The organism is Haloferax sp. S2CR25 (assembly GCF_031624535.1).
GTDB lineage: Archaea > Halobacteriota > Halobacteria > Halobacteriales > Haloferacaceae > Haloferax > Haloferax massiliensis.
Genome location: NZ_JAMQOO010000004.1, coordinates 316588 through 331019 on the forward strand (window position 1 = coordinate 316588; position 14432 = coordinate 331019).

The window sequence follows — 14432 nt, forward strand, 5'->3', positions numbered from 1 at the left end:
TCTCTGGAGCCTCGGCTCCGGCCGGCGGGTCACCCGAGCGTCCCGCCGGTTCCGGCGACCGCGGCGACGACCACGATGCCGGCGGCCATCAACGCGCCCTCGGCGTCGCGGAGCGTACAGAGCCGTTCGACCGAGCGGTCCGACCCGGTGAGCGCGTGGGTTATCAACGTCGAGTAGGCGACCGCGGGCAAGAGCGCGAACGGTGCCCACGCGGGGACCACACCGACTCGGGCCGCGGCCCACACGAGTCCGAGCGACACCAGCTCCAGCGCGTAGAGGCTCAGTTGCGTGCGGCGGACGCCGAGGACCGTCGGCAGGGTCTCGACGCCGTTTCGCGCGTCGCCCGTCACGTCTCGGACGTTGTGGACCTCGACGGAGATGGCCGAGCGGAGGAAGAACCAGACCGCCGCGACGGTCGCGCCGGCGGCGTACTCGGGGGTCGTCGCGGCGACCGCGAGCGGGGCGAATCCGACGAGGACCGCCCACGCGAGCGACACCGAGGCGGTGTTGACGAGGAAGACGTCCTTGAGCCGGTCGACCGAGGGAAGCGGCACGAGCGGGGCGCTGTAGAACACCGCGACGACGCCCGGGAACAGCGTCAGCCCGAGTCCGTAGACGCCGCCGTGCCGGACGGCGAGCCAGAGTGCACCGACGATTGCGAGCGCGGAGAAGCCGGCGTACATCCGCGGGTGGGCGGCGACGAACGCGGTCCGCTCCGCGTAGTTCTCTTCGTCGGCGTCGAGGTCCGCGAGCTTGTCGAAGTTGTAGATGCCGACGGTGATGAGAAAGCCGACGACGAGGGCGGCGTTCGGCGGGATGCCGGCGAGCGAGGACGCGACGAACACTTCGGCGATGGTCGACGCGCCGAGGAACACTGAACTGTGGACGACCGCACCGTACAGGCGGGGTGGAACGATTCGCATTGCACCTTCGAATCGGTTCGCCGACGAATTAGATGTGCGGCAGGCAACAGTTCTTCCCGGTTGTTCGCTTCGCGCTCGCGGTCGAACGTGTTCGGGGCCCCGCTCATTCTCCCTCGGCGCGTATGTGGACGCATGAAGACGCCGACAGCCGAGCGGGAGGAGACGACGGCGACAGGAGAGGCGTCGTCGACGACCGAGCCGGCGGAGACGACTGTCGAGGTCAAACTGACCGGCCACGTCAGGTCGGCCGCGGGCACCCACCGGACGGAGTTCACCTTCGAGGGCGAGACGCTCCGGGCGTTCCTCGACGCGTTCTTCGCGGCGTACGACGTGCGCGACCTCGTCATCGCCGAGCGGGAGGCGGACGCGACGACGCGGGGGTGGGCGCGAGTCGACCGCCCGCCGGGGACGTGGCGGAAGAACCCCGAAGGGGAGCAGACGCGGCCCTACGCCCGCGTGCTCGTCAACGGCGTGTTCAACGAGAACCTCGACGGCTTCGACACGCGACTCGAAGACGGCGACCGCGTCGCGCTGATGAAGCCGTTTCTGTTCTGCCTGTGAGCGGGGTACCCGAGGAGGCGTCCCCTCGGGCGCGGCCGCGAGTCGTCCCGACGCTTGACAGCCGCAGGACTGACGTTCGCGGCCGACAGATAGCCGGTATGGAATCGCCCTCCACGGACGACTCGACTCGCGACCGCGGCCCGGACGAGGCCTTCTGCCGCGACTGCGGCGCGGTCATCGACGCGCGCGCCGAAATCTGCCCCGAGTGCGGGGTCCGCCAGCGCGACCCGCCGAAGTCGTCGGTCGACTCGGCGCTCGACGACCTCCTCGAAGGCGGCAACCCCTTCGTCGCGGCGGTGCTGTCGGCGATTTTCCCCGGCCTCGGACAGCTGTACAACCGCGAACTCGAACGCGGCCTCGTCTTCGCGGTCGGCTTTATCATCGCCTCCGTCTCGGTGATGGTCTTCGTCGGCTTCCTCCTCGCGCCCGCCGTGTGGCTCTACGCGGTGTACGACGCCTACACGCGCGCCGAACTCCGGGCCGAGGAGTTACGGCGGGAGTCGGAGCGGGACCGCGAGACGGAGATTTCGGTCGACGAGGAGCAGGGCGACGAGGCGGCGGACGACGAGCGCGAGGAGTAGACCAGGACCACAGGGCCACGGGCCGAGTGCGCCACTCAGCGGGTGACCAAGACGATACCGAGCACGGCGAACGCGATACCCGTGAGTTTCGTCAGTGTGAGGTTCTCTCCGAGAACGACGATTCCGATGACGGCCGCGACGACGAAGTACATGGCTCCGAGGGTCGAGACGACGGTCGTCGAGCCGTGGGTGAACCCGATGTACATCGAGATGAGGCCGATTCCGGTGAACAGCCCGGCCACCCCGGCGAGCAGTCCGCCCCTCGCCGTCACTGCGAGCGACGCGTCCGAAACGACGATGAAGCCGAACGCGAGAAGCGCCGCGACGAGATACGAGATGGCGGCGGCGGTCCGCGGGTCCATGGACTCGGAGGCGGCGTTGCCCACGACTATCCAAATCCCCCACGTCACCATCGTAATCAGGCCGAACAAGACGGCCGAGTCCACCTCAGCGAATCCCATCGGTGACGCCTCGCGTCGCTATTCAAAAGAAACCGGACCTCCATTATCATCGGTGTATATACGGGGCGGCTACCTGCGTGTGGGACTCGGTTCGGCGAGCCGACGACTACGCGAACTCGTCCGAGAGGTCGGCGTCCCAGTCCGGCGGGAGGAGCGGGTCGGGGTCCTCGTGGACGAACTCAACGCCCTTGTCGGGGTCGAGCGGGTGGACCTTCGTTCGCATCGTCTCGCCCGCGTCGAGGAGCGAGAACATGCGTTCGGACTCCGCGAGCCGGTAGTACAAGGGGAGACAGACGGCGACTTCGTCGTCGGTGGCGCGGACGACGAGCGCGAGGTAGACGAGACCGCCGGAGACCGCGCGGAACGCCTCGTACTCGTCGAACGTCGCGCCCTCGACGGCGGCTTCGAGGTCGGGGTAGACGTCGTCGCCGACGACCACGTCGAGTCCGACGTGTTCGACCACCTCGTCGCCCGTGCCGGGGACCGGAACCACGTCCCCCGGGAGGGCGACGACGACGGTCCAGTCTCGCTCCCGATAGTCGTCGGCGAGCGCCTCGCACTCTTCGACCACCGTCTCCCACGTGCCCGACTCGTCCGAGAGCGGATGTTCTTCCATGCGGCATGGTGTCGGAGTCCGGTACCTAAACTTTGGCTTCTCCCGCTCCCGCCGCCGTCACCCCCGTTCGCACGCCGCGCGGGCGGTCGCGGGAAACGAAAACGAACTGTCAACTCCCCCGCATCAACTGGCAAAAATTGAAAAGGTATTTCACGCCATGCAGGTCATTCCCAGTCAATGAGGAATCTACTCTCTCTTTCGGACCTCCGCACGCAGTTCTCGACCGGCCGGGGTCAGGTCAAGGCCGTCGATGGCCTCGACCTCACGGTCGGCGAGGGCGAGACGGTCGGACTGGTCGGCGAGTCCGGGTCCGGAAAGAGTGTGACGGCGCTGTCGGCGATGGGGCTCGTCGACGACCCCGGAGAAATCGTCTCGGGGTCGGTCGAACTCGAAAGCGCCCGGCTCGCAGACGAGTTCCGCGAGGAGTACAACAACCCCGCCTTCGTCGACGGCGACGTGGTCAACCTCGTCGACGCGCCCGAGGAGGCGCTTCGGGCCGTCCGCGGGCGCGAACTCGGGATGATTTTCCAGGACCCGATGACCTCGCTGAACCCCTCGCTGACGGTGGGCGAGCAGGTCGCAGAGAGCCTCCGACTCCACCAGTACGGCGGCCGCCGAAAGGACTCGTGGTTCAACGCGGTCCGCGAACTGCTCCCCCGAATCAGCCGCGACATCGACGACGAAATCGTCGAGCGGACCATCGAGGTGCTCGAATCGGTCGGCATCCCCGAACCCGGCGCGCGGGTCGACGAGTTCCCCCACGAGTTCTCCGGCGGGATGCGCCAGCGCGTCCTCATCGCCATCGCGCTCGCCTGCCAGCCGCGCGTGCTCGTCGCCGACGAACCCACGACGGCGCTCGACGTGACCATTCAGGCGCAGATTCTCGACCTCATCGACGGCCTCCAAGAGGACCTCGGCATGTCGGTGCTCATGATTACCCACGACCTCGGCGTCGTCGCCGAGACCTGCGACCGGGTCGCGGTCATGTACGCCGGCGAAATCGTCGAGGAGGGACCGGTCGAGGAGATTTTCAACAACCCCTCGCACCCCTACACGTACACGCTCCTCGAATCGCTCCCGAGCGAGGAAAAAGAGCGCCTGACGCCCATCGAGGGCAACGTGCCGGACCTCATCGACATGCCCGAGGGCTGTCACTTCGCGCCCCGGTGTCCGTGGGCCCAGCCGGAGTGTACCTCCGGTGAGATACCGTACAAGCAACACGGCGACGACGCGGTCGACCACCGCTCGAAGTGCGTCCTCGACGACTTCGACACGAGCGAGTACGGCGGCGACGCCATCGAGTCGTCGACGGGCACCGAGCCGACCGACAGGCCGCTTCTCGAAGTCGACGGCATGCAGAAGTACTACGAGCAGGCCGACGGCATCCTCGACCGGTTCCTCGGGGCGGACGACCGGAGCGTGAAGGCGGTCGACGGCATCGACTTCACCGTCTACGAGGGCGAGACGCTCGGTCTGGTCGGCGAGTCGGGCTGTGGGAAGTCCACCGCCGGGCGGAGCCTCCTGCATCTGACGCCGCCGACCGGCGGGCGCGTCGTCTTCTCGGGGACCGACCTCTCGGGCCTCGACAGCGACGAGCTCCGGGCGATGCGCCGCGACATGCAGATGATCTTCCAGGACCCGATGTCGTCGCTCGACCCCCGGATGACCGTCGGCCAGACCATCCGCGAGCCGCTCGACGTCCACGACCTCCCCGTGTCCGACCCGGACGTGCGCGGCGAGGTCGACGTCACCGTGACCGGCATCGATGCCGACCGCGTCTCGGTCACCGCGAGCGACGAAATCGACGCCATCGTCGGCTCCTCGAACGGCGTCGCCACCGCCACCGTGACCGTGACCGTCGCCGACGGCGAGGTGGACGTGGCCGTCGAAGAGCGCCTCCGCGCCGAGGTCGAAGTCGAGCGCGAGGGAGACGTCGTCTCGGGCGTCACCGTCCGCGTCACGCCGGGTGACTCGACCAGCGAGCGCCGCCGTCGCCGGGTCCACCAACTGCTCGACGCGGTCGGACTCGAAGTCGGCCAGTACGACCGCTACCCCCACGAACTCTCCGGCGGCCAGCGCCAGCGCGTCGGCATCGCCCGCGCGCTCGCGGTCGACCCGGACTTCATCGTCGCCGACGAGCCCGTCTCCGCGCTCGACGTGTCCGTGCAGGCGCAGATTCTCAACCTGCTCGAAGACCTCCAGGAGCGCTTCGGGCTGACGTACCTGTTTATCGCCCACGACCTCTCGGTCGTCCGGCACATCTCCGACCGCGTGGCCGTGATGTACCTCGGCGAAATCGTCGAGGTCGCGCAGACCGACGAGCTGTTCGACGACCCGCGACACCCCTACACGCAGGCGTTGCTGTCGGCGATTCCCGAGCCGGACCCGACCGCCGAGACCGGCGACCGCATCATCCTCGAAGGCGACGTGCCGAGCCCCATCAACCCCCCGTCTGGCTGTCACTTCCGGACGCGGTGTCCGCAGGTCATCCCGCCGGCGGACCTCGACATCGAGCAGGCGGCCTACCGCGAGGTGATGGACCTCCGCCAGCGCGTCGAGCGCGAGGCGCTGGACGTCGAGACCGCCCGCGACGCGGCGCTCGATGCGGGCGATCCGAGCGCCGAAGCCGCGGTGAGCGCCGACGGCGGCACCACCGACGCCGACGCCGTCGTGGACGAACTCCGCGAGTCGCACCTGTCGCACTCGCTGTCGCCCGAACTCCGGGGCGTCGTCGACCGCGCGCTCGAACGCGTTGTCGCCGACGACTGGGAAGAAGCGGCCGAGATTCTCCGCGAGCGATTCGAGAGCGTCTGCGAGCGTGACGCGCCCGCACTGGGTGAACAGACGCATCCCGCTGCGTGTCACCTCGTCGACGAGTAGACGGAGATCGGGGGCCGAAACGGCCGTTCGTCACGTGTCCGACGTTTTTTGATTGTCTCGTATTTTTACCGGATCAGGTCGGTTGTGTCGTTCGTTCACGTGCATAGACCTTCGTTATTTTTATAGGGGTTCATCGATAGGTACACGTATGTCACAAGATGGCAATAACGTCTCTCGGCGTCGGTTTCTGACGGCCGCAGGGACCGCTGCAGCGACGGCCGCGCTCGCGGGTTGTTCCGGCGGCGGCGGCGAGGACACCACCAGCGAATCCGGCGAGACGACCGGAGAGGGCGAGACGGACCAGACCGAGCAGACCGAAGACGACGGTTCGGCGCAGGTCCTTCGCTACGGCCGCGGCAGCCACTCGCCGACGCTCGACTTCCAGAACAGCACGAGCGGTGAGGTCGCCAAGGTGACCGAGCAGCTCTACGACACGCTCATCAACTTCGAGCCGGGCCAGTCCACGCTGACGCAGGGACTCGCCACCGAGTACTCGCTGGAGGGCCAGTCGGCGTCCATCACGCTCCGCGAGGGCGTGACGTTCCACAACGGCGAGGAGTTCACGGCGGAGGACTTCGTGGCGACCTATCGCCGCTTCGTCGACAGCGACTACGAGTACTACGCCGGCGACGACTACGTCTCGGCGTACGGGCCGTTCACCCTCGGCTCGTGGATCGACGAGATTCAGGTCGACGGCGACTACTCGATGACGATTCAGCTGACCCAGTCGTACGCGCCGTTCCTGCGTAACCTGGCGATGTTCGCGGCGGCGGTCCACTCCCTCGCCGCGATCGAGGAGTACGGCACTGACCTCAGTTCGAACCCCGTCGGCACGGGTCCGTTCCAACTGAGCAACCTCGACGACGCGAACGAACTCATCCGCCTCGAAGCCAACCCCGACTACTGGGGCGAGGTGCCGAAGGTGGACGAGGTCGTCTTCGTCACCATCGGCCAGAACTCGACGCGCGCCCAGTCGCTCGCGTCGGGCGAACTCGACATCATCGACGGGCTCGGCGCGCAGTCGTCCGTCCAGGTCGAAAACGCCAGCAACGCGAGCCTCGTCCGGACCGAGGGCATCAACATCGGCTACATGGCGTTCAACATGGCGAGCCGCGAGGAGTTCCGCGACCGCCGCGTCCGGCAGGCCGTCAGCCACGCCATCAACACCGAGGCCATCGTCAACGAGATCTACTCGGGCTTCGCGACGCAGGCGAGCCAGCCGCTCCCGCCGAACGTCCTCGGTCACAACGACGACATCGACCCGTACCCGTACGACCCCGAGGAGGCCCAGCGCCTCCTCGAAGAGGCCGGCTACGGCGACGGCTTCTCCTTCGAACTGGCGACGTTCCAGAACCCCCGCGGCTACAACCCGTCGCCGATTCAGACCGCCGAGACCGTCGCGTCCAACCTCGGCGACGTCGGCATCGAAGTCGACATCAACCAGCAGTCGTTCGGGCCGTTCCTCGAATACACCGCCCAGGGCCGCCACGACGCGTGTTTCCTCGGCTGGTACACCGACAACGCCGACCCGGACAACTTCATGTACGTCCTCCTGCACCCGCAGGTAGAGGAGGGCGAACTCACGGAGGGACAGGACTGGGTCAGCTTCGAAGCCGAAGGCTACAACACCAGTAACCGCTCGGCGTGGGCGAACCGCGAGTACATGGACCTCGTCGAGCAGGGCCAGAGCACCTACGACGAGGCCGAACGCGAGTCGCTGTACAACGAGGCGAACCAGATTGCACACGACGAGGCCCCGTGGGTCTACCTCGACTACGCGGACGAGCTTCGCGGTGTCTCCAACCGCGTCAGCGGGTTCCAGATCGCCGCCATCAGCGGTCCGTACCTCAACCTCGTCAGCCTGAACTGAGGCACTGACCGCGCTTCGACTTTCATGATTTCCACACGATTCGTACTCAAGCGGCTGCTGTTGCTCGTCCCCGTACTGGTGGGAGTGGCGTCGCTCGTCTTCTCCATCCTGCATCTCTCCCCGGGCGACCCGGCGCTCACCATCGCGGGCGAGCGCGCCAGCGAGGAGTTCGTCCGGCAGATCGAAGAGAGCCTCGGCCTGAACGACCCCATCTGGGTGCAGTACGGGCGGTTCCTCGCCGACGCCGCGCAGTTCCAGTTCGGCGAGTCCTTCATCATCCAGCGGAACACCGCGGTCCGCGAGGTGCTCGCCAACAAGCTGCCGGTCACGCTCGAACTCGCCATCTACGGCCAGCTTATCGGCATCTCGCTGGGCATCCCGCTCGGTATCCTGAGCGCCGTCAAGCAGGACAGCATCACGGACCACCTGACCCGCATCGGCGCGCTCGCCGGCATCAGCGTGCCCATCTTCTGGAGCGGTCCGCTTCTCATCTTGCTGTTCGCACAGATGCTCGGCTGGCTCCCGACGAGCGGCCGTATCTCGGTGCTGTACAACGTCGAGGCCATCCGGGTGACGGGGCTCGTCACGGTCGACACCCTCATCGCGGGCAACTGGGACATGTTCGTCTCCGCGGTCCGCCACATGATTCTCCCGGCGTCGGTCATCGGCGTCTACTCGATGGCGCTCATCTCCCGGATGATGCGCTCGTCGATGCTGGAGGTCATCCGGCAGGACTACATGCGCACCGCCCGCGCGAAGGGCCAAGGCTCGAAGATAACGGTCCTGAAACACGGCTTCCGCAACGCGATGATTCCCGTCATCACGGTCATCGGTATCCAGTTCGGTGGCCTGCTCGGCGGCGCAGTGCTGACGGAGACGGTGTTCGCCATCGGCGGCATCGGGACGCTCCTGGTCGAGGCCATCAAGGTCGGCGACTATCCCATCGTGCAGGGGACGGTCCTGACGTTCGCGTTCCTGTTCACGCTTGTCAACCTCGGCGTCGACATCACCTACTCCATCCTTGACCCGAGGATCGAACAATGAGCACGGAAACCACGACCACGAACGAGACAGCGGCGGACGTCGACCAGCGCGGGCTCATCGACCGCCTGACCGCGTCGCAGTTCGTCTCTCGACTGCTGTCGAACCGCCTCGCACTCGCCGGCATCGCCATCATCGTGGCGATGGTGGTCATCGCGCTGTACGCGCGGCTGTTCTTGGACCTCGACGTCATCACGCAGTCGCAGCTCGGAACGAACCCGAACCGCGCCGCGCCGAGTCTCGACTTCCCGTTCGGCACCGACGGACAGGCCCGGAGCCTCCTGCCGCGAGTGGCGTACGGCGCGTGGTACGCGATGCTGTTCGGAACCGTCACGGTCGCCGCCTCGACCGTCCTCGGCGTCGGTCTCGGCATCGTCGCGGCCTACTACGGCGACGTGACCGACAACGTCATCATGCGGACGATGGACGTGCTGCTCGCGTTCCCGTCGCTGTTGTTGGCGCTGGCGCTCGTCGCCATCTTCCCCGACGACCTCGGGCTGTGGCGGGCGGTCGCCGCGCTGACGCTCGTCTACACGCCGCGGTTCGCCCGCGTCGTCCGCGGGGCCGCGCTGACCGTGCTCGAAAACGAGTACATCGACGCGACGGTCGCGCTCGGCGCGGCCGACCCGCGGGTGCTGGTTCGGCACGTCCTGCCGAACTGCCTCGCGCCCATCACGGTCCAGAGCACGCTCAACTTCGGGCTGGCCATCATCGACCTCGCGGCGCTGTCGTTCCTCGGCTTCGGTGCCGAGGCCGGCACGCCCTCGTGGGGCCTCATGCTCTCGAACGGCGTGAGTCAGGGCCTGCTCACGGGCGTCTGGTGGTGGTCGTTCTTCCCCGGGTTCTTCCTCGCGCTCACCGTGCTGGGGTTCAACCTCCTCGGCGACGGCATGCGCGACGCGCTCGACCCGCGAATGCGCGAAGCGGTCGACTGACCGCCCGTGTCAGCGCCACCGGAGCCGGGGGACGCAGACGCGCGTCCCGCGCTCGAACGGGCGGCGGTTCGGTTCCGCCTCGTCGGCACCGCGGCCCTCGCGGGCGCGCTCGTCGCCGCCGTCTGGCTGGCCGCTCGGCTGGTCGTCGGTGACTTCTCGGCGAGCGTCGAGACGACGTTCGCGCTCGGCTCGCTCGCGTTCGGGTTCGGCCTCCTCGGGTGGTCCGGGGCGGTCGCACTCGGCCGCGGCATCGAGTCGATGCAGGCGCACCTCGACACCGGAACGGGCTGGACGGAAGCGGACGCTCGGCGGGCGATGGCCCGGATTCTCGGGTTCGGACTCGGCGTGATGCTCGGGGCGACGGCGGTCGGTTCCGCCGTCGCTGTGTTCGTCGCCGCCGCCTGAGTCGGCCGAACGAAGACTCGGCGTCAGGCCTTCGGCAGTCGAAGCTCGATAACCGTCCCGTGCGGCTCGTTGTCCACGATTTCCATCGAGCCGTTGCTGTTCGTCACGGCCCAGCGGACGAACCAGAGCCCGAGCCCGTTCGTGTGCCGAAGCGGCGACTCCCGACCGGAGTTGAGCGATTCGCGTTCGAGCGACGGAATCCCCGGTCCGTCGTCGGCGACGCGGATGACGACCTGCTCCGGGCCGTCGTCCTCGCTGACCGAGAGCTCGATTTGGACCTCGTCGCCGCCGTAGACGACCGCGTTGTCGATGAGTTCGTTCACCGCGAGTTCGAACGTCTCGTGGGCGCACGCTCGCGTGTCCGCCGGCGAGTCGACGGTGATGGTCGCGTCGGGGTAGCTGAGCCGAGCGCCCTCGACCACGTTGCGGACGCAGTCGGCGACGTTCTGCGGTCGCACTCGCTCTGTCACGTCGGGGTCGAGCGCGGAGCTGAACTTCCGGGCCGTCTCGGCGAGCGAGAGCAGTTCGCTCGTCGCCCGCTCGATCGCCGCCGCCGACTCGCGCACGTCGCCGTCGTCGGTCCGCTCCAGCACCATCGTCGCGTGCGCCTGCGCGATGTTCATCTTGTTCCGGAGGTTGTGTCTGATGACGCGATCGAGGACCGAGAGCCGGCGTTCGTGCTCTTGGAGTTCGGTCACGTCGCGGCCGACGCAGACGATGCCCTCGAACTCGTCCTCCGAAGACTTCGCCGCGATAGTCGTCTGAAACCGTCGCTCCGCGCCGTCTCGGTCGACGACGACCGTCTCCATGGTCTCTTTGTCGCTGTCGCCCGCGAGAAGCGACGCGATGGACTCCAACAGCGCTTGCGAGTGGTGCTCGCCGAACACCGTCGAGACGTGTTCGCCGACGAGGTCGTCGGGGTCGCGGCCCAGCAGATCGGCGGTCGCACTGTTCGCGAGGACGAACCGGAGGTTGTCGTCCAGCGTGTAAATCGGGTCCGCGGTCGTCTCGACGATGCGCTCGTAGCGTTCGAGTTCTCTCGACCGGGCCTTTCGCTCGGTGATGTCTTGGACGGTTCCCCGGAAGACGGGGCCGTCGGTTTCCGGCGTCGTGACGCCGCGGACGTTCACCCAACGCACCTCGCCGTCCGTCGTCACCAGCCGGCACTCGACCGACTGCTCTTCGCCGGTCGCAACGAGGCGCTCGAACGCCGCTCTAGCCTCGGGTTCGTCTTCGGAATGGTAGAACGAAAACGCCTCTTCGAGGTCGAACGTCTCGCCCGAGTCGACGCCGACGAGTTCGGCGAGCCCGCTCGTGAACAGGACGTCTCCGGTCCGTGTGTTGACCTCCCACGCACCGACCGAGGCGATTCTCTGGCTCTGGTCGAACAGGTCGAGCAATCGCTCGCGCTCGCGCACCTGTCGCTTCTGTGCTGTCACGTCCTCGATGGCGGCGATCACGCCGATTCGCTCCCCGTCGCTTCCGGTCAGGGGGGCGGCGTTGACGACGAGCCATCGGCGCTCGTCGGCGACGTCGATGCCGTGTTCGTAGCCACTGACTATCTCGCCGGTCTCTCTCACCCGGTCGAAGGGGAGGTCCTCGCGGCCGAGCGGGTCCCCCCGCTCGTCGACGAGGTCCCACTCGGGCGCGTCGTACGGCTGTCCGAGTACGACCGACCGCCGCAGACCGAGAATCCCCTGGGCCGCCTCGTTGGCGCGCACGACGACCTCGTCTTCGTTGAGGACCGCGATGCCGACCGGGCTCGTCTCGAAGAGCTGTTTGAGCGTCTGCGTCTCGTGGACGAGTTGGTTCCTGAGCGCGTGGCGGACGGTCGCGTCGGTCTGGAACCCGACGAAGTGGGTGAGTTCGCCGTCGTCGTACACCGGCGATATCTTCAGTTCGTTCCAGAACGGCGTCCCGTCCTTCCGGTAGTTGGTGAGGCTGACCGTGGCGCTCTCACCGTTTTCGACCGCCTCGCGAAGCGTCTCGACCGGCTCGGAGTCGGTTTCGGCCCCCTGCAGGAACCGGCAGTTCCGGCCGATGGCCTCCTGTCGGTCGTAGCCGGTCATCTCCTCGAAGGCGTCGTTGACGTACGTGAGCGGTTGGTCGCCGTCGGCCTCGGTGATGGTGATGCCGACGGTCGCGCCGTCCATCGCGCGGCGGTACAGCGCGAGTTGGAGCGACTGCCGTCGGGTCTGGAGGAGCGACTCGACCCGCGACCGGATGACTGCGCTCGGCGCGGGCACCGCGAGCACGTCGTCTGGGACGTCGCTGAGGCGTCGCGCGGCGACGCGCTGTTCGTCTTGTTCGACCGTCAACACGACTGGCACGAAGCGGTCGCCCGCGTCCGATTTGCGCGCTTCGAGGTCGGCGGTGACGGCGGGGTAGGTCGCCATGTCGACGATACAGAGGTCGAACTCCGGGAGTGGGGGTCCGTCCTCGCGGCCGCGCTCCCAGACGACGACCTCGTACGCGTCGAGGAGGTCCGCCAGTAGCTCGCGGTCGCGAGCGCCGCGAACTGCGAGGAGTATCCGTTCCTCGCCGGACGCGTCACGCGCGGAACGTGCTCCGTTCCGGGACGCGTCTTCGTTCACGGTCACTCAGCCTCGTTCCACGTCGGCGTCCCCGTGAGGATGCCTCGAAGCCCGTCGAGCGGTTCGCCGACGGTGATGCCGTCCGTCCCGATTTCGAACGACCGGAGCGTCGGCTCGAAGCCCCCGAACCGCTTTTTGAGGACGCCGACGGCCTTGCGAATCTCGCCGCGAACCTCGATGTAGCGAATGAACAGGATGTTGTCCGCGAGGTAGCTCACGTGGTTGTCCGAGGCGTGGAACGCGCCGGTGACCTGCTGTACCTCCTCGGTCAACACGACCGTGACGCCCATGTTCTTGAGGTACCGCGCCAGCGCGTGGGGTTCGCGGCGGATGTCGCTTCGCTCGTCGGTGAGGCTGAGTTGGTAGCCGGCGGTGCCGTCTATCAGCACGAATTTCGTGTCGTTGGCCTCGACCTCGGCGCGAACCCGCTGGGCGAACTCGTCGGTCGAAAGCGAGAGTGGTTCGACCGCGTCGACCCGGAGGTCACCCGCCTCGACGAGGTCGTCTATCGGGATGCCGATGGACTCAGAGCGGTGTCGGAAGCTCCGTTTGCTTTCCTCGAAGAGGTAGATTGCGGCGCGCTCGCCGCGTTCGGCCGTCGCCCGCGCGAACGCGGCCCCGGTGGTGGACTTGCCGACGCCGCTCGGGCCGCTGACGAGCGTGATGCTCCCCCGCTCGATGCCGCCGCCGAGCAGGGCGTCGAGGTCGTCGATGCCCGACGAGAGCGGCTCGATAGTGAACTCGCGGTGGTGCGAGTCGGGGACGAGACGCGGGAAGACGCGCATCCCGTGACCGCCGTCGATTCGCATGCCGTGCGGCCCCGCCTGAGAGTCCGACCCGCGGAACTTCTCGATGCGGACCGACCGCCCCGAATCGGACCGAGACAGCGATATCGAGCTGTCACAGAGGTACGCGAGCGTCTCGTCGGTGTCGCCGCTCGACGGCTGGCTCGTGAACAGCGTCGTCGCACCCGACCGCTTGAGGTAGCTCAGGAGCGACGAGACGAGCCGGCGGAACTGGTATCTGTCCGACGAGAGGCGACCGAGTTGGCTCAGCGGGTCGATGACGACTCTGTCGGGGTCGTGTTCCTCGATTGCCTCCCGGAGTTCGTTCGCCGTCGACTTCCCTTCGACCTCGCCCGGCGACAGCATCGTGTAGGCCTCGTCGTCGAGGAACGCCTCGGGCGACGGCCCCAAGTCGAGAATCGGAACCTCCGAGAGGTCGAATCCGAGCGTCTCGGCGTTCGCCCGGAGGTCGGCGTCCGACTCCTCGAAGGAGATGAAAAGCACGTCCTCGTCGTTTTCGCGTCCGGCGGTCAGGAAGTGGTAGCCGACGATGGTCTTTCCCGCCCCCGATTCCCCGCGGACCATGTACGTCCGGTTCGGCACCAGCCCGCCGTCCAGTACCGCGTCGAGCCCGGATATTCCCGTGGAGAGCCGCGGGGGGAGATTCGTCATGCTCTACACATCTGTCCGACGGACCAAGAAACTACCACCGTCTCGAACTGCCACGCCCCGGAACAGCACGCCTCAGTGGGGCGTCGGAACGAGAGCGTGCGTTCGGGG

The 14432-nt window shown here is 67.5% G+C and carries 12 protein-coding genes; 7 read left to right on the forward strand and 5 right to left on the reverse strand.

The features are described 5' to 3' along the window. Window positions 1-29 precede the first annotated feature (29 nt). Window positions 30-923, reverse strand: coding sequence for a UbiA family prenyltransferase (locus NDI65_RS12570; RefSeq protein ID WP_310893706.1), 894 nt, complete (start codon window positions 921-923; stop codon window positions 30-32). A 132-nt stretch (window positions 924-1055) separates the two neighbouring features. Here NDI65_RS12570 and NDI65_RS12575 point away from each other — a divergent pair, with 132 nt between their 5' ends. Continuing rightward, on the forward strand, window positions 1056-1484 hold the full coding sequence (locus NDI65_RS12575) for a MoaD/ThiS family protein (protein ID WP_310893707.1): 429 nt from the start codon (window positions 1056-1058) through the stop codon (window positions 1482-1484). A 98-nt stretch (window positions 1485-1582) separates the two neighbouring features. Beyond that, window positions 1583-2065, forward strand: a complete 483-nt coding sequence (locus NDI65_RS12580) for a maltose:maltodextrin transporter permease (protein WP_042664266.1) — start codon at window positions 1583-1585, stop codon at window positions 2063-2065. Between the two features lie 35 nt (window positions 2066-2100). On the opposite strand, the gene NDI65_RS12585 is transcribed toward NDI65_RS12580, so the two are convergent. Further along, window positions 2101-2526 carry a DMT family transporter gene (locus NDI65_RS12585; RefSeq protein WP_007275770.1) on the reverse strand — a complete coding sequence of 142 codons (426 nt, stop codon included), beginning with the start codon at window positions 2524-2526 and terminating at the stop codon, window positions 2101-2103. A 106-nt stretch (window positions 2527-2632) separates the two neighbouring features. Then, a complete protein-coding gene (locus NDI65_RS12590) occupies window positions 2633-3142 on the reverse strand; it encodes a hypothetical protein (protein WP_310893708.1) in 510 nt (169 codons plus the stop codon). Between the two features lie 177 nt (window positions 3143-3319). Here NDI65_RS12590 and NDI65_RS12595 point away from each other — a divergent pair, with 177 nt between their 5' ends. The 5 genes from NDI65_RS12595 to NDI65_RS12615 all read left to right on the forward strand — a co-directional run bounded on the left by NDI65_RS12595 (window position 3320) and on the right by NDI65_RS12615 (window position 10273). Continuing rightward, entirely contained in the window at window positions 3320-6022 is a 2703-nt protein-coding gene (locus NDI65_RS12595) for an ABC transporter ATP-binding protein (protein WP_310893709.1), read from the forward strand. A 148-nt stretch (window positions 6023-6170) separates the two neighbouring features. Continuing rightward, window positions 6171-7892, forward strand: coding sequence for an ABC transporter substrate-binding protein (locus NDI65_RS12600; protein WP_310893710.1), 1722 nt, complete (start codon window positions 6171-6173; stop codon window positions 7890-7892). Window positions 7893-7916: 24 nt separating this feature from the next. Then, entirely contained in the window at window positions 7917-8936 is a 1020-nt protein-coding gene (locus NDI65_RS12605; RefSeq protein WP_089779189.1) for an ABC transporter permease, read from the forward strand. Beyond that, window positions 8933-9868, forward strand: coding sequence for an ABC transporter permease (locus NDI65_RS12610; protein WP_089779187.1), 936 nt, complete (start codon window positions 8933-8935; stop codon window positions 9866-9868). The genes NDI65_RS12605 and NDI65_RS12610 overlap by 4 nt, the downstream gene beginning before the upstream one ends. A 6-nt stretch (window positions 9869-9874) precedes the next feature. Continuing rightward, window positions 9875-10273 carry a hypothetical protein gene (locus NDI65_RS12615; RefSeq protein WP_007275765.1) on the forward strand — a complete coding sequence of 133 codons (399 nt, stop codon included), beginning with the start codon at window positions 9875-9877 and terminating at the stop codon, window positions 10271-10273. A gap of 23 nt (window positions 10274-10296) precedes the next feature. Here NDI65_RS12615 and NDI65_RS12620 read toward each other — a convergent pair whose 3' ends face one another. Next, complete coding sequence (locus NDI65_RS12620; protein WP_089779186.1) at window positions 10297-12873, reverse strand: PAS domain S-box protein; 2577 nt, start codon at window positions 12871-12873, stop codon at window positions 10297-10299. Then, complete coding sequence (locus tag NDI65_RS12625) at window positions 12870-14324, reverse strand: ATPase domain-containing protein (RefSeq protein WP_310893711.1); 1455 nt, start codon at window positions 14322-14324, stop codon at window positions 12870-12872. Before NDI65_RS12625 ends, NDI65_RS12620 begins: the two co-directional genes overlap by 4 nt. Between the last annotated feature and the right edge of the window lie 108 nt (window positions 14325-14432).